The organism is Variovorax paradoxus (assembly GCF_000834655.1).
In the GTDB taxonomy this organism is placed as follows: domain Bacteria; phylum Pseudomonadota; class Gammaproteobacteria; order Burkholderiales; family Burkholderiaceae_C; genus Variovorax; species Variovorax paradoxus_F.
This window is the reverse complement of record NZ_JXQQ01000028.1, coordinates 188,166-206,109: the sequence shown is the minus strand read 5'-3', so window position 1 is coordinate 206,109 and position 17,944 is coordinate 188,166. Positions and strand designations below refer to the sequence as shown.

Annotated in this window: 16 protein-coding genes; 7 read left to right on the top strand and 9 right to left on the bottom strand. The window is 69.6% G+C overall.

Features of this window, described 5'->3' with window-relative positions; all coding sequences use genetic code 11:
• Nucleotides 1-154 precede the first annotated feature (154 nt).
• Nucleotides 155-1,039 (top strand): class A beta-lactamase, encoded by an 885-nt coding sequence (gene bla / locus RT97_RS13440; RefSeq protein ID WP_042579266.1) that lies wholly within the window; start codon nt 155-157, stop codon nt 1,037-1,039.
• A gap of 9 nt (nt 1,040-1,048) precedes the next feature.
• On the opposite strand, the gene trhA is transcribed toward bla, so the two are convergent.
• The 3 genes from trhA to RT97_RS13425 form a co-directional block, all read right to left on the bottom strand.
• Complete coding sequence (gene trhA, locus RT97_RS13435; RefSeq protein ID WP_042579265.1) at nt 1,049-1,672, bottom strand: PAQR family membrane homeostasis protein TrhA; 624 nt, start codon at nt 1,670-1,672, stop codon at nt 1,049-1,051.
• A 24-nt stretch (nt 1,673-1,696) separates the two neighbouring features.
• On the bottom strand, nt 1,697-3,136 hold the full coding sequence (locus RT97_RS13430) for a glycerophosphodiester phosphodiesterase family protein (protein ID WP_042579264.1): 1,440 nt from the start codon (nt 3,134-3,136) through the stop codon (nt 1,697-1,699).
• Between the two features lie 87 nt (nt 3,137-3,223).
• Nucleotides 3,224-4,558 (bottom strand): PLP-dependent aminotransferase family protein, encoded by a 1,335-nt coding sequence (locus tag RT97_RS13425; protein WP_042579263.1) that lies wholly within the window; start codon nt 4,556-4,558, stop codon nt 3,224-3,226.
• A gap of 61 nt (nt 4,559-4,619) precedes the next feature.
• Here RT97_RS13425 and RT97_RS13420 point away from each other — a divergent pair, with 61 nt between their 5' ends.
• The gene (locus RT97_RS13420) at nt 4,620-5,237 is read left to right on the top strand and encodes a DJ-1/PfpI family protein (protein ID WP_042579411.1); all 618 of its coding nucleotides are present in this window, start codon (nt 4,620-4,622) and stop codon (nt 5,235-5,237) included.
• Nucleotides 5,238-5,264: 27 nt separating this feature from the next.
• On the opposite strand, the gene RT97_RS13415 is transcribed toward RT97_RS13420, so the two are convergent.
• Nucleotides 5,265-7,019 carry an IlvD/Edd family dehydratase gene (locus tag RT97_RS13415; RefSeq protein WP_042579262.1) on the bottom strand — a complete coding sequence of 585 codons (1,755 nt, stop codon included), beginning with the start codon at nt 7,017-7,019 and terminating at the stop codon, nt 5,265-5,267.
• Between the two features lie 40 nt (nt 7,020-7,059).
• On the bottom strand, nt 7,060-7,587 hold the full coding sequence (locus RT97_RS13410) for an O-acetyl-ADP-ribose deacetylase (protein ID WP_042579261.1): 528 nt from the start codon (nt 7,585-7,587) through the stop codon (nt 7,060-7,062).
• A 318-nt stretch (nt 7,588-7,905) separates the two neighbouring features.
• Between RT97_RS13410 and RT97_RS13405 the strand changes: the two genes are divergently transcribed.
• On the top strand, nt 7,906-8,907 hold the full coding sequence (locus RT97_RS13405; RefSeq protein ID WP_042579260.1) for a sialic acid TRAP transporter substrate-binding protein SiaP: 1,002 nt from the start codon (nt 7,906-7,908) through the stop codon (nt 8,905-8,907).
• Nucleotides 8,908-8,935: 28 nt separating this feature from the next.
• Here the strand turns inward: RT97_RS13405 and RT97_RS13400 are convergent, their stop codons facing one another.
• On the bottom strand, nt 8,936-9,844 hold the full coding sequence (locus RT97_RS13400; RefSeq protein WP_042579259.1) for a LysR family transcriptional regulator: 909 nt from the start codon (nt 9,842-9,844) through the stop codon (nt 8,936-8,938).
• Nucleotides 9,845-9,964: 120 nt separating this feature from the next.
• Between RT97_RS13400 and RT97_RS13395 the strand changes: the two genes are divergently transcribed.
• The 4 genes from RT97_RS13395 to RT97_RS13380 are packed head-to-tail and all read left to right on the top strand — an operon-like array spanning nt 9,965 to nt 14,333.
• Nucleotides 9,965-10,420: a DoxX family protein gene (locus tag RT97_RS13395; protein WP_042579258.1), complete on the top strand. Its 456-nt coding sequence runs from the start codon at nt 9,965-9,967 to the stop codon at nt 10,418-10,420.
• A 40-nt stretch (nt 10,421-10,460) separates the two neighbouring features.
• Nucleotides 10,461-11,108: a (2Fe-2S)-binding protein gene (locus RT97_RS13390; RefSeq protein WP_042579257.1), complete on the top strand. Its 648-nt coding sequence runs from the start codon at nt 10,461-10,463 to the stop codon at nt 11,106-11,108.
• Nucleotides 11,101-12,096: an FAD binding domain-containing protein gene (locus tag RT97_RS13385; protein WP_042579256.1), complete on the top strand. Its 996-nt coding sequence runs from the start codon at nt 11,101-11,103 to the stop codon at nt 12,094-12,096. The genes RT97_RS13390 and RT97_RS13385 overlap by 8 nt, the downstream gene beginning before the upstream one ends.
• A 2-nt stretch (nt 12,097-12,098) precedes the next feature.
• Nucleotides 12,099-14,333 (top strand): xanthine dehydrogenase family protein molybdopterin-binding subunit, encoded by a 2,235-nt coding sequence (locus RT97_RS13380; RefSeq protein WP_042579255.1) that lies wholly within the window; start codon nt 12,099-12,101, stop codon nt 14,331-14,333.
• Nucleotides 14,334-14,339: 6 nt separating this feature from the next.
• Here the strand turns inward: RT97_RS13380 and RT97_RS13375 are convergent, their stop codons facing one another.
• The 3 genes from RT97_RS13375 to RT97_RS13365 all read right to left on the bottom strand — a co-directional run bounded on the left by RT97_RS13375 (nt 14,340) and on the right by RT97_RS13365 (nt 17,615).
• A complete protein-coding gene (locus tag RT97_RS13375) occupies nt 14,340-14,705 on the bottom strand; it encodes a hypothetical protein (RefSeq protein WP_042579254.1) in 366 nt (121 codons plus the stop codon).
• Between the two features lie 106 nt (nt 14,706-14,811).
• Nucleotides 14,812-16,224, bottom strand: coding sequence for a GTPase/DUF3482 domain-containing protein (locus RT97_RS13370; RefSeq protein ID WP_042579253.1), 1,413 nt, complete (start codon nt 16,222-16,224; stop codon nt 14,812-14,814).
• The gene (locus tag RT97_RS13365; protein ID WP_042579252.1) at nt 16,221-17,615 is read right to left on the bottom strand and encodes a DUF2868 domain-containing protein; all 1,395 of its coding nucleotides are present in this window, start codon (nt 17,613-17,615) and stop codon (nt 16,221-16,223) included. Before RT97_RS13365 ends, RT97_RS13370 begins: the two co-directional genes overlap by 4 nt.
• Nucleotides 17,616-17,944: the final 329 nt, after the last annotated feature.

The following is a 17,944-nucleotide window of genomic DNA, read 5'->3' as shown; positions in this document are numbered from 1 at the left end:
CGGCTTTCGAGGATTGTTCAACCACATGGTTGAATGTAAAAACCTGGCCGTTACACCCGATACACGCGAGACGCCGACGCACTGCGGCGCGCTTGGGTCTGCGCGATGGCGCTCCTACGATGAGGGCTCGTTCCATTCACTCGCCATACAACCCATGAATCTTCTCGTACATCGCCGCACCCTGTTGCTCGCCGCTTCCGTTCTTCCGCTCGCGAGCGCCTGTACCGCGTGGTCCGCCAAGGGCGGGCAGCAGGATGCGTCGGCGCAACTGGCCGCGCTCGAAGCCGCATCGGGCGGGCGGCTCGGCGTCGTCGGTTTCAACACCGCCACCGGAGCGCGCGTGCAGCATCGCGCGGACGAGCGCTTTGCGTTCTGCAGCACCTTCAAGCTCATGCTCGCCGCAGCCGTCCTGGAGCGCAGCGCAAAGGAGGGCGGCCTGCTCGCGCGGCGCGTCAACTACAGCAAGGGCGACATCATCGCCAACTCGCCCATCACCGAAAAGAACGTCGCGACTGGCATGACGGTGGCCGACCTGTGCGCGGCCACGATCCAGTACAGCGACAACGCCGCGGCCAACCTGCTCATGAAGGTCATCGGCGGCCCGCCCGCGGTGACGGCCTTTGCGCGCTCGTCGGGCGACGATGCCTTCAGGCTCGACCGCTGGGAGACGGAGCTCAACACCGCCATCCCCGGCGACCTGCGCGACACCACCACGCCTGCGGCCATGGCGGCCAGCGTCGAGCGGCTGGTGCTTGGCAACGCGCTCGGCACCTCGCAGCGCGAGCAGCTCAAGACCTGGCTGCTGGGCAACACCACCAGCAAGGAGCGCTTCGTCGCGGGCGTGCCCGCGGGCTGGAAGGTCGGCGACAAGACCGGCGCGGGCTCCTACGGCACGAACAACGACGTCGGCGTGCTCTGGCCACCGGCCGGCGCACCCCTGGTGCTGGCTGTCTACCTGACGTTTCCGGAGAAGGATGCGAAGGTGCGCAACGATGTCGTGGCCTCGGCGACGCGCATCGCGGTGGGCGCGCTGGCCTGATCCGCGCTGCTACAGCACGAACCAACCCACGGCCACATAGTGGCTTGCCGTTCCCGCCAGCACGAACAGGTGCCACGCGCCGTGCGCATGCCGCAAGCCGAACTGGTTGCGATAGAAAAAGGTGCCGGCGGTGTACAGCACGCCGCCGATCAGCAGCCACGCGAGCCCGCCGCCCTCGAGCCGCGCGGCGAGCGGCACGGCCGCCAGCACGCCCAGCCAGCCCATGCCGATGTACAGCGCGAGCGGCGGCTTCTGCGGTGTGTCGCTCTTTGGCGGCTGGAGCTCGCGCCAGATGCCGTAGAACGCGGCACCCCAGATCGTCGCGAGCAGCAGCCAACCCCAGAAGCCCTGCAGCGTGACGAGCGCGAAGGGCGTGTAAGTGCCGGCAATCAGCAGGTAGATCGCGCAGTGATCGGCGCGCTCCCACACGCGCTTGAAGCGGCCGCGCGTGCTGTGGAACAGCGTGGAGGCCGCATACAGCGCCACGGCCGAGAGCGAGAACACCAGCGCCCCCGCGATGCGCGCGGGGTCGCCGGTGGGCACGGTCTTGGCGAGCAGCAGGGCGGCCGCGGGCAGCGCGAGCAACAGCCCCAGAAGGTGGCTGTATCCGTTGAGCCGTTCGCCCGGATACATGCGTGCCGCCTGCCTTTCCCGGCCTCAGCGGCCGGTTTCCTTCAGGTACGCCTGGCGTGCCGCGAAGGCCGTGTTCGCGAAGTCCGAGAACACGCCGTCGATGCCCGCGCGGAAGTACGCGAGGTACTCGGCTGCCGGGTCGCCCTTGTCGACGCCCGCCAGGTACTTGGCTTCGTTGCGGAAGGTGTAGCTGTGCACGATGAGGCCGGCCTTGTGCGCATCGGCGATCAGCGCGGTGGGCTTGACGGTGTTCACGTCGGCCAGCGTGCCCTTGTCCTTGAAAGGCACGATGGTGTGCGCCATGACCTGCGGCTTCCACGGGCCGATGCCGTCGGCGTAGGTCTTGACCTCGGCCAGGCCCGCGGGCGTGAGCATCTCGCCGAACCACTTGGGGTTGCCGGCCAGCGTCCAGCTGTAGGGGCGGCCGTCCACGAAGGTGTAGACGTCGTTGGTGACGTAGATCATCTCGCCGGTCTTGAAGTCGATGGCGTTGCCGTCCACCAGCTGCACCGCGCGGGCCTTCAGGCCGGCCGAGCGCAGGTACTTCAGGCTCTCGGGCTCGAAGCTCTGCACGAAGATCGGCGCGTCCTTCCGGTTCAGGTCGTTGGCGTTCATGATCTTCAGGAGCGCGTCTTCCAGCGGGTGGCTGCCGGCGGCGCCGCAGCCGTTGGCGATGGCCTGCGCGTTGTTCCAGATGGGGTTCTTGGTTTCCGGGTACACGGTGAGCGTGCGGCCGGTGGACTTGGACTTGGCCTTCGCGATGTCGATCACTTCCTGGAAGCTCAGGATCGGCAGCTTGCCGTTGAGCTCGGTGGGGCGCTGGTCGGCGGCGTCGTAGGTGGTGCCGGCGATCCACTGCTTGAGCTCTGCCATCGTGAAGTCGGTGATCGACCAGTCGTTGGTGTGGTCCTCGCCGTCGACGATCAGCGACTTGAGCACCGACTTCGGGTCCTTGGGGTCGGTCAGGTCGCTCAGGTATTGCGGCGGGCCGTTTGCGGCCACCGGCGGGTACGTCACGTCGACCAGCACGCCCGGCACGGTGCGCTTGCGGCCGGCCACGGTGGGGTTGGTCTTGGCGACCTCGGCCACGTTCGTGTTGTCGCTCAGCCAGGGGTTGTGGCGCGCGACGAGCACGCAGTCCTTGGTGAGGTGCAGGTCGGTCTCGAGCGAATCGGCGCCGGCATCGGCCGCGGCCTCGTAGGCCTTCTGCGTCTCTTCGGGGAACAGGCCCGGCAGGCCGCGATGGCCGATGACCAGGGGAACGGAGCCGTCGAGCGTGCCCAGCGGCGAGGGCTGCGGAGCCGGGACCGGAGCGGGCGCAGGCGCGGGTGCCGGCGGAATGATCGGGAACACCGGCCCGTCGTTGCCACCGCCGCCGCAGGCTGCGATGACCAGGCTGCCGCCGAGGGCGACGAGGGCCGCGCGCAGCGGACGGGGAGCGGGCGCAGGAAGGTTCTTTGTCATTTTGGTTTTCGATTGTTTTGAGGGACGAAGGCCGGCGGATGCTAGGTTTGGCCCGTGACGGCACGGTGACCGCCGCCGGCCCGCGCCTCAGATGGCGTGTGCGTCGATCGTGCGCCGGACCTGCGCGAGCGCATCGTGCAGCGTGTCGAGACCGACCGACCCGAGCGCGAGGCGAATCGCATGCGGCACCTGCGCGGAGGTCGCGAAAGGTTCGGCCGTCGACACCGAGATCCCGTCGCGCATCAGCGCCTGGGCCACCTGGTCGGCGCGCACCTCTTCCGCGAGCGGTAGCCAAACGAAATAAGACGACGGGTGTCGTATGCACCGCATGCCGGCGAAGGCGTCGGCGGCAATCGCCTGCCGGGCCATCGCATCGCTGCGCTTGTCCGCCTCGAGGCGCGTCACGGTGCCGTCCTCGAGCCAGCCGCAGGCGATGGCCGTCATCACGCTGGGCGTGTTCCAGGTGGTTGCGCGGATCGCGCGTTCGATCGCCGGCACCCACGCGTTGGGCGCGGCGACGAATCCGACGCGCAGCCCGGTCGCGATGCTCTTGGAAATCCCCGAGATGTACACCGTCGATTCCGGCGCCAGCGCGGCCAGCGGCGGGGGCGCGTCTTCGGCGAGAAAGGCGTAGGCCGCGTCCTCGATGATGAGCAGCCCGTGCCGCCGCGCGATCGCCACCAGCTGCCGCCGACGGCTCGCGCTCATCACCCAGCCGAGCGGGTTGTGCAGCGTGGGCATCGCATAGATGGCGCGCACGCGGCGGCTCTTGCACAGCCGCTCCAGCGCGTCGAGGTCGGGGCCATGGCCGGATGCGGGAACCGGCGCCAGCTCCAGGCGGTGCGCTTCGGCCAGCACCTTGAAACCCGGGTAGGTGAGCGCATCGGTCGCGACCACGTCGCCTGGCTGCAGCAGCCCCATGACAGTCGTGGCGAGCCCGTGCTGCGCGCCGCTCACGATCATCACGTTGTCCGCATGCACGGCAAGGCCGCGCGATGAGAGGTGCCCGGCGACGATCGCGCGTTCGTGTGGGCGCCCGCCGTGCGGCTGGTAGCGCAGCAGCGCTTCCAGGTCACCCGAGGCGGCGAGCTGGCGCAGGCCCGCGCGCAGCATCTCGGCCTGCCCCGGCAGCGACGGGTAGTTGAAATTGAGATCGACCATGCCCGTTGCCGCGGCGTGCTGGTCGATGCCCAGGCCCCGGGGCAAGAGGCTCTCCCGCACGAAGGTGCCGCGGCCGGTTTCGCCGCTCACGAGGCCCATCGCCTGCAGCTCTGCATAGACGCGGCCTGCGGTCACGAGGGCCAGGCCCTTCTGCGCCGCAAGTTTGCGAACCGTGGGCAGGCGCGTGCCCGGCGGCAGGCTGCCCTCGCGAATTTGCGCGGCGAGCGCATCGACCAACTGCTTGTAGCGGGCTTGGGGCATGCGGCAATGTATCCATGACAATTTTTTGATTGTATTGATCGACATGCCTACGATGCGGCCCATGCACATCGCCATCCTCACCTTCGAAGGCTTCAACGAGCTCGACTCGCTCATCGCGCTCGGCATCCTCAACCGCATCAAGACGCCGGGCTGGCGCGTGTCGATCGCGAGCCCGACCGCGCGCGTGCGTTCGATGAACGGCGTGGTGATCGAGGCGCAGGCGTCGCTTCGCGAGGCGAGCGAGGCCGACGTGGTCATCGTCGGCAGCGGCATGCAGACGCGCGAGGTCGTCGCCGATGCGGGCTTGATGGCGCAGTTGCAGCTCGACCCGTCGCGGCAGCTTCTGGGCGCGCAGTGCTCCGGCGCGCTGGTGCTGGCCAAGCTCGGGTTGCTCGACGGCGTGACGGCCTGCACGGACCTGACGACCAGGCCGTGGGTCCAGGCTGCGGGCGTTGCCGTGCTGAACCAGCCTTTCGTTGCCAACGGCAACGTGGCGACCGCGGGCGGCTGCCTCGCGTCGCAGTACCTCGCCGCCTGGGTCATCGCTCGCCTCGTGAGCGCAGAAGAGGCCCGCAGCGCGATGCACTATGTGGCGCCCGTCGGAGAAAAGGAAGATTACGTCGAGCGCGCGATGCGAAACATCGCGCCGTTCATGGCACCGGTGCCCGCCGCCGCCTGAGGCGAGGGCACAGCAGCCAACCTTCGCTCAGCGCGGCACCTTGCCGACCGTGTTCGGCGCGCGCAGGAAATCGAAGTCCACGCCCTTGTCCGCCTGCGTCACCGTCTGCAGGAAGAGCTTCTTGTAGCCCCGGTCGGCGGTCGGCTCTGCCACCGGCGTTTCCTTCGCGCGGCGCGCGAGTTCTTCATCTGACACCAGCAGCGAGATGTCGCGGTTCGCCACGCTGAGCCGGATGCGGTCGCCGCTCTGCACATAGGCCAGCGGCCCGCCGACGGCCGACTCCGGCGTGACGTGCAGCACGATGGTGCCGAAGGCGGTGCCGCTCATGCGGCCATCGGAGATGCGCACGATGTCCTTCACGCCCGCCCGCGCGAGCTTGCGCGGAATGGGGATGTAGCCGGCCTCGGGCATGCCCGGCGCGCCCTTGGGGCCGATGTTCTTGAGCACGAGGATGTCGTCGGCCGTCACGTCGAGCGCGTCGCTGTCGATGCGGGTCACCAGGTCCTCGGCGTTCTCGAACACCACCGCGCGGCCTTCGTGCTCCATGAGCTTCGCATCGGCGGCCGACTGCTTGATGATCGCGCCGCCCGGCGCGAGGTTGCCCCACAGCACCGCGATGCCGCCCTGCGGATAGATCGGCTGGCTCGCGGGCCGCACCACGTCTTGCCTGAAGCCCGGTCCGGCGCGTTCGATCTCCTCGCCGAGCGTGCGACCGGTGACCGTGAGCGCGTCCAGGTGCAGCAGCGGCTTGAGTTCGCGCAGCAGCGTGGCCATGCCGCCCGCGGCGTGAAAGTCTTCCATGTAGTGCTGGCCCGAGGGCTTCAGGTCGAGCAGCACCGGCGTCTCGCGGCCCATGCGGTCGAGCGCGTGCAGGTCGATGTCCAGCCCCATGCGCCCCGCGATGGCGGCCAGGTGCACGATGCCGTTGGTCGAGCCGCCGATGGCCAGCAGCACGCGCATCGCGTTCTCGAATGCGGCCGGCGTCAGCACTTTGTCGATGGTGAGCCGGTCGCGCGCGATCTGCACCGCCTGGGCGCCGGTCTCTTCGGCGATGCGGATGCGGTCGGCCGTCACGGCTGGCGGCGAGGCGCCGCCCGGCATCGTCATGCCCAGCGCCTCGGCGATGCAGGCCATGGTGCTGGCCGTGCCCATCACCGAGCAGGTGCCCACGCTCGCCACGAGCTGGTTGTTGACGTCGGCGGTTTCCTCGATGTCGATCTCGCCGGCGCGGTACTTGCCCCAGTAGCGCCGGCAGTCGGTGCAGGCGCCCACGCGCTCGCCGCGATGGCTGCCGGTGAGCATCGAGCCGGTGATGAGCTGGATCGACGGCAGCCCTGCCGAAGCCGCACCCATCAGCTGCGCGGGCACGGTCTTGTCGCAGCCGCCGATGAGCACCACCGCGTCCATGGGCTGTGCGCGCACCATCTCTTCGGTGTCCATCGACATCAGGTTGCGCAGGTACATGCTGGTCGGCGCGGCGAAGCTCTCGTGCACCGAGATCGTCGGAAAGTCCATCGGCAGGCCACCCGCGAGCATCACGCCGCGCTTGACCGCCTCGATGAGCTGCGGCGCGTTGCCGTGGCACGGGTTGTAGGCGCTGCCGGTGTTGGCGATGCCGACCACGGGCCGGTCGAGCGCCGCGTCGGTGTAGCCCGCGCCCTTGATGAAGGCCTTGCGCAAAAACAGGGAGAAGCCGCGGTCGCCGTAGTTGGTCAGGCCCTTGCGCATGCCTGCGTTGCTGTCGGGGGCGCTGTCGTCGGGCTCGAAGGGGGAATCTGGCATGGGTGGTCGTGGGTTGTCTGTTGTTCGTCGGACCTGGAGGCTAGCCGCCGGGGGCGCTCGCATCGCCGAGTGCCGCTTCGTACACCGCCAGGTCGGCCGGCGAGAAGCAGCAGAAGACGACTTCGCGCACGGACGGCGCTTCGCTCGCGGCGGCACGCACCGTGGCAACGGCGGTTTTCGCGGCCAGTTCGATCGGGTAGCCGTAGATGCCGGTGCTGATGCTCGGAAAGGCGAGGCTTTGCACCGCGTGCGCCTGTGCAATCGCCATCGCGCGTCGGTAGCAGGACGCCAGCAGCTCGGGCTCGCCCGAAGTGCCGCCGCGCCATACCGGTCCTACCGTGTGAATGATGAATCTGGCCGGCAGCCGGTAGCCCTTGGTCAGCTTGGCGTCGCCTGTCTTGCAGCCGCCGAGCAGGCGGCATTCGTGCACGAGGTCCGGCCCGGCGGCGCGATGGATCGCGCCATCCACGCCGCCGCCGCCGAGCAGCGAGGAGTTCGCGGCGTTGACGATGGCATCGACCTGCAGGGTGGTGATGTCGGCGCGGAGCGCGCGCAGCAGGATGCTCATGGTGCGGCGATCACTTGCGTGGCGACACGGCAAGTGCTTCGAGAAGCGCGGTAGCCGCCCGGCGGTTCGAAGTGCCCGAGCCTTGGGTGATTCCCCTGGGTGATCTGCATGTCGGTCGCTCGTGGTGGTGTCGGTGCGAGCACGCATCCTAAATCCGATGGGCATTCCGAGCCTTGCGGCATGTCGCAGTCGGGCAAACCCCGGTTACCACCTTTGTTTCAAATCCTTACGATCCGTTCGCCGGGCCGATTCCGGCGGCAGACCTTGCACTGGCGCGCAATTTGCACGGGTCTGGCCTTCTCAACCAAGGGAGAGTTCATGAAAAGCTTCTTGCCGTGGCGCCGGGCGGGCGTCCTGCTGATGGCATTGGGTGGCGTTGTCGCGAGCGCGGCCGCCCAGGCCCAGGTGCTGCAATTCAAATGGGGCCACGTCTTCGAGCCCGGCAGCATCTTTCACCAGCAGGCGGAGCTGGCGGCACGCAAGATCGGCGAGCAGTCCGAGGGCAAGATCAAGATCGAGGTCGTGCCCTCGTCCAGGCTGGGGCAGGAGGGCGACTTCGCCCTGATGCTCGCGAACGATTCCATGCAGATCGCCTACGTCGGTCAGGCCACGCTGGCCGAGGGCTATCCGCCGCTGCGGCTGGGCAGCTACCCCTTTGCCTTCAAGGACCTTGCCCACATGCGCAAGTACCTCGCGAGCCCGCTGCTCGCCGAGCTGATGAAGGGCTACGACGAGAAGAGCGGCAACCACATGGTCGCCCCGGTGTACTACGGCGCGCGGCAGGTCACCTCGAGCAAGCCGTTGCAGAAGCCCGAGGACTTCCGCGACCTGCGCCTCTACGTGCCCGATGCCTCGGCCTACCAGCTCTTTGCCACCGCGCTGGACGCCAAGCCGGTCACGCTGCCCTTCATGAGCCTCTACGGCTCGCTCAAGAAGGGCGAGGTGGAAGCGCAGGAAAACCCGCTGGGCACCGTGAAGGACAAGCGCCTCTACGAGGTGCAGAAATACGTGCAGCTGACCGGGCACATCTACGACACGCTGGGCATCGTCATCGGCAAGGCCGCGTGGGCGAAGCTGACGCCGGCGCAGCAGGCGATGGTCGAGAAGACGCTCGTGGAAACCGCCAAGTGGACCAACGTCGGCGTGATCGCCGGCGAGCTCGAAGACGAGCAGTTCCTGCGCGGCAAGGGCATGACGGTCTCGCCGGTCAACCGGCAGGCGTTTCTCGAGCGCATCGCCAAGCGCTCGACGCCCGAGCAGTTCGGTGCGCGGCCGGGCGACTACGCCAAGCTGCAGGCGCTGGGCGGCGGCGCGAACTAGGGCCTCTGAACAGAAAGCGGCCCAGCCGCTACCTGAGCGCGCCGAAGCGGTCCACGTACACCTGCGTCACCCAGTCGATGAACACCCGCACCCGCGGCGAGAGCTGCCGGTGGTGCGGGTACAGCACCGAGTGCGGCATCGGCGGGCACGGCGTGTGCGCGAGGATCTCCACCAGCGTGCCCTCGCGCAGCTGCCGCTCGATGCCGTAGCGCGGCACCTGGATGATTCCGCAGCCCTGCTCGGCGCAGAGCTTGTAGCTGTCGGCGCTGTTGACGCTGATCCAGCCCTTGAGCGTGTGCTCCTGGACCTTGCCCTTGACCTCGAAGCAGTACGGGAACACATCGGGCCGTGACGCCGAGAAGAAGTTGACGCCGATGTGCTGCGCGAGGTCGGCCGGCTGCAGCGGCGTGCCGTGCGCCGCGAGGTAGCCCGGGCTCGCGCACGTGACCTGCGGCACCAGCGCGAGCCGCCGCGTCACCAGCGACGAATCGCGCGGCTCGCCGGCGCGCACCACGCAATCCACGCCTTCGCGCACGAGGTCCACCAGCCGGTCGCCGCTGCCCATCGCGAGTTCGATGTGCGGATAGCGCGCATGGAACTCCTCGATGCGCGGCAGCAGCAGGTCGTTGGCGGGGGCGCCGTGGATGTCGATGCGAAGCCGCCCGCGCGGGTTCACGGCCAGTTGCGCGAGCGAGGACTCCGCGTCTTCCAGGTCACGCAGCAGGAGGCGGCAGCGTTCGTAGAAGGCCTGCCCGTCGGCCGTGGTGCGCACCTGCCGCGTGGTGCGCTCGAGCAGCCGAACCTGCAAGCGGGCCTCCAGCTCCTTGATGGCGTGAGTGGCTGTGGCGCGCGGAATGTCGAGCGTGGTGGCGGCCTGCGTGAAGCTGCCCAGCTCGACGATGCGGGTGAAGAGCCGCATGGCGTCGAAGCGGTCCATCTGGCGTCCGTCCTCGGTCTTGATTGTTGAGTTCCGTTGGATTGTATTGACAGCTTTTCCGTCTTTATTCAATGGAAGGGAATAGAGAGACTCGCTCTCGAACACAAGAGGAGCGACTTCATGCCACTGATCTTTCCGCGTCTGCGGGGCGTCTACGACCGCCTCGAACCCCTGGGCTACCTGCTGCTGCGCATCGCCTTCGGGCTGATGCTCATGACGCACGGCGTGCCCAAGCTGCTGGGCCGCAGCCACGGCTCCATGGCTGACCCGATGGCAGGCTCGGTCAACCTGATCGCCAATGTGCTGCACCTGCCCGCGGCGCCGCTGATCGGCTGGTTCATCGCGCTGCTCGAAGGCTTGGGCGGGCTGATGCTGGCGGTGGGCTTTCTCACGCGCCTTGTCGCGCCGATGGTGACGGTGCAGATGCTGGTCATCAGCTGGCTGCTGGCGCCGACCTTCCCCTGGATCGACCGCGGCTTCGAGTACCCGCTGATGCTGGTCTTCGTGGCGTTCTTCATCACCGCGCGCGGCAGCGGCCGGGGCTCGGTCGATGCATGGCGCGGCCGCGAACTCTGACGGCCGCTCTCCCGATTCCTTCCCAAGAAGAAAGCCCACGATGAACGACACCCCGACACTGCGCGCGGCGGCCGGCAAGCCCGCCCTCAGCCGGCGCACTTTCATGATGACCACCGCGGCAGGCGCCGGCGTGGCCGCCACCTGCGGCGCTGTTGCCGCAACACCCGCTGAAGCCCCGGCCAATCCGCACGCCGGCTCGCAGTCCACCCGCGTGACCATCAACGGCAAGCCGTACGAGTTGGCGCTCGAGCCGCGCGCCTCGCTGCTCGACGTGCTGCGGGAGCAACTGGGCCTCACCGGCGCCAAGAAAGGCTGCGACCACGGCCAGTGCGGCGCCTGCACGGTGCACGTGGACGGCCGCCGCGTGGCCTCGTGCCTCACGCTCGCGGTAAAGACCGATGGCTGCGCCGTCACCACCATCGAAGGCATCGAGTCGCCCGACGGCACGCTGCACCCAATGCAGCAGTCCTTCATCGACCACGACGCGCTGCAGTGCGGCTACTGCACGCCGGGCCAGGTGATGGCGGCGATCGCCTGCGTGCGCGAAGGCCACGCCACCAGCGACGCGCAGATCCGCGAATACATGAGCGGCAACATCTGCCGGTGCGGCGCCTACGCGGGCATCCTCGAAGCCATTCGCGAAGCGGCGCCGCAGATGCAGCGCAGCGAGGGAATCCGCCATGCATGACTTCGCCTACCTTCGCCCCCGCAGTACCGGCGAGGCCGTGCAACTGCTCGTGCGCCACCAGCCTGGCGCGCGCTACTTCGCGGGCGGCACCACGCTGTTCGACCTGATGAAGCTCGGCGTGGAGGCGCCCGCCACGGTGATCGACATCACCCGCATCGAAGGGCTCGGGCGCATCGACGCGAGCGATCGCACGGAGCTGCGCATCGGCGCGCTGGCGGCGATGAGCGACGTGGCCGAGCACGCGGTGGTACTGCGCGAATTCCCGGCGCTCTCCGAGTCGCTCTGGAAAGCGGCCTCGCAGCAACTGCGCAACATGGCGACCGTGGGCGGCAACCTGCTGCAGCGCACGCGCTGCGCGTACTTTCGCGGCGGCCCCGAATTCGCCTGCAACAAGCGCGTGCCCGGCAGCGGCTGCGCGGCCATCGGCGGGGCGAACCGCGGACACGCGGTGCTCGGCGGCAGCGAGGCCTGCGTGGCGATCTACCCCGGCGACATGGCGATCGCGCTCGCCGCCTTCGATGCGGTGGTCGACACCGTGAGCCCGCGCGGCGAGCGAACGGTGGCGGTGCGCGAGTTGCACCGCGAACCCGGGGCCACGCCGCACCTGGAGACGGTGCTGGCGACCGACGAGCTGATCGTGCGCATCCGCATTCCGCGCGGGCCCGTCGGGCGCGCCTCGACTTACCACAAGATCCGCGACCGCGAGTCGTATGCCTTCGCGCTCGCCTCGGCCGCCGTGGCGCTGCACATCCGCGGCAACCGCGTGGCCGATGCGCGCATCGCGCTCGGCGGCGTCGCGACCCGGCCGTGGCGTGCGACGGAAGCCGAGCGCAGCCTGGTCGGCCTGCCGCTCACGCGGGCCGCCGCACGGCGCGCGGCCGAGTTGGCATTCGCGGGTGCGAAGCCGCTCGAACACAACGCGTTCAAGGTGGCGCTCGGCATCGAGACGGTGACCGATGCGCTCATGCTGGCCAAGGACAGGAACTGAAGATGGCGAACCCCACGATCACGACGAAGAAGAACACGCCCCGCGCAGGCGCGGAGCGCGTGGACGCGCACGACAAGGTGCGCGGCGCCACGCGCTACGCGGCCGACGACGCACGCCCCGGCCTGCTGCATGCCGCGCTGGTGCCTTCGCGCATCGCGCGCGGCAGCATCGCGCGCATCGACACCTCGGCCGCGCAGCGCCTGCGCGGCGTGCGTACGGTGCTCACGCACGAGAACGTCGGCGCCTTCGACACGGGCGGCTTCCTCATGGGCGGCGGCTTCGGCTTCCAGAGCTTCTACCCGCTGCGCTCGGCGCAGATCGCCTACCGCGGCCAGAGCGTCGCGATGGTGGTGGCCGACACGCTCGAAGCGGCGCGAGAGGCGGCCGCGCTGGTGGTGGTGACGTACGAGGCGACGCCGTTCGTCGCGACCCTCGATGCGCCCGACGCCGAGCCGCTCGCGCAAACGGCGGTGCTGCCGCAACCCATGTTCGCCGACCGGCGCGTAGGCGATGCGGAGGCTGCGCTCGCCAGCGCTGCCGTGACGGTGGACCTGCGCTACACGTTGCCCGCCCAGCACCAGAACCCGATGGAGATCATCGCCACCGTGGCCGAGTGGAACGACGGCGTGCTCACCATCCGCGAGCCGACGCAGAACGCCGAGGGCGTGCGCCACGGCCTGGCCAGGCAGCTGGGCATCGAGCCCGCGAAGGTGCGCGTGCTGTCGCCCACGCTGGGCGGCGGCTTCGGGCAGAAGAACTCGCTGCAGTCGCACACCGCGCTCGTCGCCATCGCGGCGCGCGCGCTGCAGCGGCCGGTGAAGCTGGTGATGACGCGCGCGCAACTCTTTCACAACGCGAGCTTCCGCCCCGCGAGCCGCCACCACGTGCGGCTCGGCGCGGACCGCGAGGGCCGCCTGGTCGCGGCGGTCCACGAGATAGACCAGCAGACCTCGCGCCACGACCTGTTTCCCTCGTTCGGCACCGAGATCACGTCCAGGCTCTACGGCATCGCCAACTACCAGGGCCGGGAGCGCCTGGTGCGCACCGACGTGCAGACGCCCGGCTACATGCGCGCGCCGTTCGAGCACCCGGCGGCCTTCGCCTTCGAGAGCGCGATCGACGAGATGGCCTATGCGCTCGGGCGCGACCCGGTGGCCTTCAGGCTCGCCAACGACGCCACGGCCGATCCGCTCACCGGCAAGCCTTTTTCCTCGCGCCATGTGGCCGAGTGCCTCATCAAGGGCAGCGAAACCTTCGGCTGGGCGCGCCGCACGATGGCGCCGGGTTCCATGCGCGCACCCGACGGCAGCCTCGTCGGCTGGGGCGTGGCGATCGGCACCTACAAGGCGGCCGTCGCGCCGGCCATCGCGACTGTGCGGCTGAACACCGACGGCACGGTGCGCGTGGCGGTCGGCGGGCACGAGATGGGGCAGGGCATGCGCACGGCAATTGCCGTCACGGTGGCGCGCGCGCTCGGCGCGCCGGTGGCTGCGATCGAGATCGCGCTCGGCGACACGACGGCCGCGCCGCAACACCTGACCGCAGGCTCCTGGGGCACGGCCACGGCTTTGCCGCCGGTTCTGGAAGCCGCGCAACGGCTGATGGAAGACCTGCGCAAGAACGCGGGCAGCGCGGCTGGCGAAAGCGGCGGCACCGCGCTCGCATTGCTGCGCGCCTCGGGCCGGCCGTTTGCCGAAGCCGAGAGCCGGCGCCGCGCGCCGGGCCAGCCCGAGCAGGTGTTCGGCCGCCTGACCGGCGGGCTGCCGGCCGCCGCGGGGCCGGTGTACCCGGACTTCGTCGCCTTCAGCTTCATCGCGCACTTCGTCGAGGTGCGCATCGAGCCCACCACGCGGCGCATCCGCGTGCCGCGCGTGGTGAGCGTGGCGGACTGCGGCGCCGTCGCGAGCCCGCGCACCGCGCGCAGCCAGGTCGAAGGCGGCGTGGTGTGGGGCATCGGTGCCGCGCTGCGCGAGGTGAGCGAGGTCGATGCGCGCTACGGCGGTTTCCTCAACGCCGACCTCGCCGAATATGTGATGCCGGTGGCGGCGGACATCGGCCGCATCGAGGTCGATTTCGTCGGCAAGCCCGACACGCGGCTCAACGCCCTGGGCGTCAAGGGCCTCGGCGAAGTCGCGATGGTGGGCGTGGCGCCGGCCATCGTGAACGCGGTGTTCCACGCGACCGGCAAGCGGCTGCGGCGGCTGCCGCTGATGCTCGAAGACCTGCTGGAGCGCTGAGCGTCCTCAGCGGTTGCTGCTGCCGAACGAATTGACGTGCACCTCGACGATGTCGACGTATTCGGGCAGCTCCAGCAGGAACTCCGCGTCGCGCGCGAGCGGCGCCACGCGCAGCGGATCGCCGCCGCGCCTGGTGTGCATCGCCTGCATCTCGTCGATCGACCGCCAGAACGACACGGTGCGAAATTGCGCCACGTTGCCGTCGAGCTTGCGGAAGTACTGCACGCCGAGGCAATCGGGCTTCTTCGCGATCTCCGCGATGCCGTGCTCGACGCTGTAGCGCAGGTACTCATCGGCCCGCGCGATGGGTGTGCGGCCTTCCCAGATGCGACCGATGAGCGGAGTGGACAAGAGCTTGCATTCGACGGCCATGAGGTGCTCCTTTCGATGTGCCTGTGAACATCGTCGGAAAGCTGGACCGTTTGCCGCGCCCGGTGCGTAGGAGCCGGCCAACGCCGGCTGCAAGCCAAGCCCGGCGTCAGGCGTCGAACGCGGGCAGCAGGGTGCGCGAAATGTCCGCAATGAGTGCTTCGCGCTGCGGTGAGGGACGCCAGAAGCTGCGCGTCGCGATGCCGGTCGATTCCCACTCGGGGTGGTTGCGCGCCGGCTGCGCGCCGCGCACCGCGGCCGCGGCGGCGCGCGTGGGCGCATCGCCGTCTTGGGGGCTTTGGGCTGTGATGCGCTGCGTGGCGGCATGGCCGCGTTGCTCCAGCGCCTGCGTGAGCTTGAGCTGCCAGGCGACCAGCGTGAAGAGCACGCCGTCTTCGACCGTGACCTCGTGCACGTCGCGCAGCTTGTTGGCCAGCTTGCGGCCGAGCGGCCCCCAGCCCTGCGACATCGCGCCGCCGATGGCGCCTCCCAATGCCGCGCCCGCGCCCAGCGAAATGCCCGCCACCGCGAGATCGGCCACCACGCCCACGGCGGCGCCGATGACTGCGCCCTTGCCGAGGCGCAGGCCCGCGTCCTTCATCGCTTCGGGGCTGAAGAAATCGAGCGTCCAGCGGCCTTCGACGATCGGAAGCGGCGCCTCGTCGGCATCGCCCTGGCGAAATCCGTAGAGCGCGAGCAGGTCGTCGGTGCAGCGCTGGGCCTTGTCGAACACGGTCTTGCGAAGGGCGGTGACGAGCGCTTCGCGCCGCGCAGCGTCGGCGAATTCGGTGGCCGACACGGTGCGGCGGATCGCGGCGGCGTCGACCAGCAATCCGGCGATGCGGGTGCAGGCGGCCTGGCGCCGCTCCGCGGCCTCGGTGTCGAGGAAATCGGCCACGCCGCGCAACTGGTCGCGGCGATCGCGCAGCAGCGTGGCCAGGTCGTTGTAAAGGTCGCGCTCGGCACCGACGAACGGCGCGGCTGCATCGAAGCGCACCTGCACATGCAGGCCGTAGGCCGAGAGCAGCTCTTTCCACGCGGGCTCACGGCTGGCCGCGTCGCGCACGAAGTTCAGCACTGGCAGCACGGGGCGCGCGCAGGAGTTGAGCAGCTCGATCTCGTCGCGGAACTTAGGCAGCACCGGCTCGCGCACGTCGATGACCAGAAAGGCTGCGTCGATGTCGAGCATGGTGCGCAGCACCTTGGCCTCCTGCTCGAACACGCCGTGGGCTTCCGGGCCCTGCAGGAACTGGCGTATGCGTTCGGGCGGCGTGGCGCCTGCAACGAAGCCTGCGAGGTGCTCGCGCAGCGCCACCGCGTCTTCCAGGCCCGGCGTGTCGAAGAAGCGTACGGCGGCCTCGCCGTTCACGTCGAGGTCGACGGATTCGACATGGCGCGTGGTGCCGGGGCGCTGCGACACCTCGCCGAAGGTGACGCGGCGCGTGAGCGTGCGCAGCAGCGAGGTCTTGCCCGCGTTGGTGTGGCCGACGACGGCGATGCGGATGGCGGCTTCTGGCGTCATGGCGTGGGGTGCAGTTCCTGCAAGGCGGCGTCGAGCCGGTCGCTGGCTGCGATGCGTTCGAGGCCGGTATCGCGCAGCCAGTCGGTCCAGCGGCCGGCCGCGCCATCGGCGGCTGCGCCGGCCAGCCAGAGCCGGCATTCGCCGCAATGCGCGAGCACCTCGCGCAAGAACCGTTCGGTGCCGCGGTCGGGGCTCGAAGCGGCATGGCACACCAGCAGCACGGCGCGCGGGCGGGCCTGCGCCAGCTGGTCGAGCAGCGTGCGGCGGGCGGGCGCGCTGCCGTCGATGCGCTGCACCTGCGCAGCGTCGGCGGGCAGGCCGGCGGGCGGCCAGGGCATGTCGGGCGGCAGCTCGAAGCCGATGACGAAAAGCGCGTCCTGCAGTTCGGCGGGCGCGAGCCGGGCAGGCGCGGCGCCGCGCGTACGGCCCGGGTCGGCATCGACGATGGCGGCCGGCGCGAGCGCGGCGAAGCGCGCGAGCAGCTTGCGGTAGTAGGGCTCGCTCCAGTCGGGCTGCAGCGCCTTGCGGCGGCTCTGCCAGACGGCTGCGCTCAGCAGCAACAGGGCAAGGCGCGGCAGCAGGCCGTAGACCACGATGCAACCGGTCAGCCACATCGCCCAGGTGCGCTGGCCCGCGGCGCCCGGCGCGGCCGAGAGGACGGTGGCCGCATCGGGCACCGGAAAGCCCAGTTGCGAAGGCGCCCAGCCCAGCATTTGCACCGCGCGCACGAAGAAGGCGGGATCGAGGATCGTCGTCTCCCAGCTCAGCGTGTAGCTGCGGAAGGCCAGCGCGAACAGCATCGCGGCCAGCACTACGGCGAACGACAGCGACCAGATGCCGTGGCTCACGAGCCCGAAGGCCCAGGGCAGCAAGCGGGCGCGGGTCAGCAACCCGGTGGTCGCGCGCATCAGCAGCGGCGCCTGGCCTCGCTTGCCGCCCGCCACGCGCGCGGTGAGCGACAGCCAGATCCAGCCGAGCGACGCTGTGCCGAACGATGCAGCCGGCAGCCACAGGCCAAACAGCCAGAGCAGAAGCGTGAGCGCATGCAGGCCCAGGAGGCTCACGAGCGCGACGATCACGTTGATGTGGCGCTCGCCGCCGCCCACCACGTTGCCCGCGAGCGCGAGCCCCGCCATGACGATCAGCGCCACGAGCCCGAGCAGCACCCACGGCGCCCACTGGCGGGCGCGCGACATTTCAGATTGGAGCCCGAGGCGCTCGCCCAGTTGAAGGGCGCGCTCGGTGATGCGGGCATGGCCGTCGTTCGCACGCGAGGCGGCGGTGCGCAGGGCCTGCGCGTCGTCCAGCGGCCCCGCCTGTTCGGTCCATCGGATCGCCTCGGTGATCACCGCTTCCGGAAAGGCAGGTTCGCGCAACGCGGTGTCGGTCAACAGGGTCCCTTCGCTGGTCGTGCCCTGCGGAGTGCCGGGGCGCCGGAATTATGCCCGGCGCCTTGCGAGCGCCCATGAGAAACGGGGCCGCATGCGGCCCCGTTCTCGAAGGGATGTCGGGTCAGGAAGCGCGGTGCGTTCTCAGCGCAGGCCGAAGAACGACAACACGGCGACAACGACCACGACCAGACCGACGATATAGATGATGGAATTCACGCGAGGACTCCTCGTTGTTTGGGATGAATCAAGGATCGGGCTTTGGCGGGGTCGGCGATGTCGGCGAGGGGCGGCCAGTGCTGTAGGACTTGCGAAGTGCGATGCCCATGACA

Coding starts and splice junctions, on each gene's coding strand:
- bla (WP_042579266.1), top strand. CDS start 155: ATGAATCTTCTCGTACATCGCCGCACCCTGTTGCTCGCCGCTTCCGTT.
- trhA (WP_042579265.1), bottom strand. CDS start 1,672: ATGTATCCGGGCGAACGGCTCAACGGATACAGCCACCTTCTGGGGCTG.
- RT97_RS13430 (WP_042579264.1), bottom strand. CDS start 3,136: ATGACAAAGAACCTTCCTGCGCCCGCTCCCCGTCCGCTGCGCGCGGCC.
- RT97_RS13425 (WP_042579263.1), bottom strand. CDS start 4,558: ATGCCCCAAGCCCGCTACAAGCAGTTGGTCGATGCGCTCGCCGCGCAA.
- RT97_RS13420 (WP_042579411.1), top strand. CDS start 4,620: ATGCACATCGCCATCCTCACCTTCGAAGGCTTCAACGAGCTCGACTCG.
- RT97_RS13415 (WP_042579262.1), bottom strand. CDS start 7,019: ATGCCAGATTCCCCCTTCGAGCCCGACGACAGCGCCCCCGACAGCAAC.
- RT97_RS13410 (WP_042579261.1), bottom strand. CDS start 7,587: ATGAGCATCCTGCTGCGCGCGCTCCGCGCCGACATCACCACCCTGCAG.
- RT97_RS13405 (WP_042579260.1), top strand. CDS start 7,906: ATGAAAAGCTTCTTGCCGTGGCGCCGGGCGGGCGTCCTGCTGATGGCA.
- RT97_RS13400 (WP_042579259.1), bottom strand. CDS start 9,844: ATGGACCGCTTCGACGCCATGCGGCTCTTCACCCGCATCGTCGAGCTG.
- RT97_RS13395 (WP_042579258.1), top strand. CDS start 9,965: ATGCCACTGATCTTTCCGCGTCTGCGGGGCGTCTACGACCGCCTCGAA.
- RT97_RS13390 (WP_042579257.1), top strand. CDS start 10,461: ATGAACGACACCCCGACACTGCGCGCGGCGGCCGGCAAGCCCGCCCTC.
- RT97_RS13385 (WP_042579256.1), top strand. CDS start 11,101: ATGCATGACTTCGCCTACCTTCGCCCCCGCAGTACCGGCGAGGCCGTG.
- RT97_RS13380 (WP_042579255.1), top strand. CDS start 12,099: ATGGCGAACCCCACGATCACGACGAAGAAGAACACGCCCCGCGCAGGC.
- RT97_RS13375 (WP_042579254.1), bottom strand. CDS start 14,705: ATGGCCGTCGAATGCAAGCTCTTGTCCACTCCGCTCATCGGTCGCATC.
- RT97_RS13370 (WP_042579253.1), bottom strand. CDS start 16,224: ATGACGCCAGAAGCCGCCATCCGCATCGCCGTCGTCGGCCACACCAAC.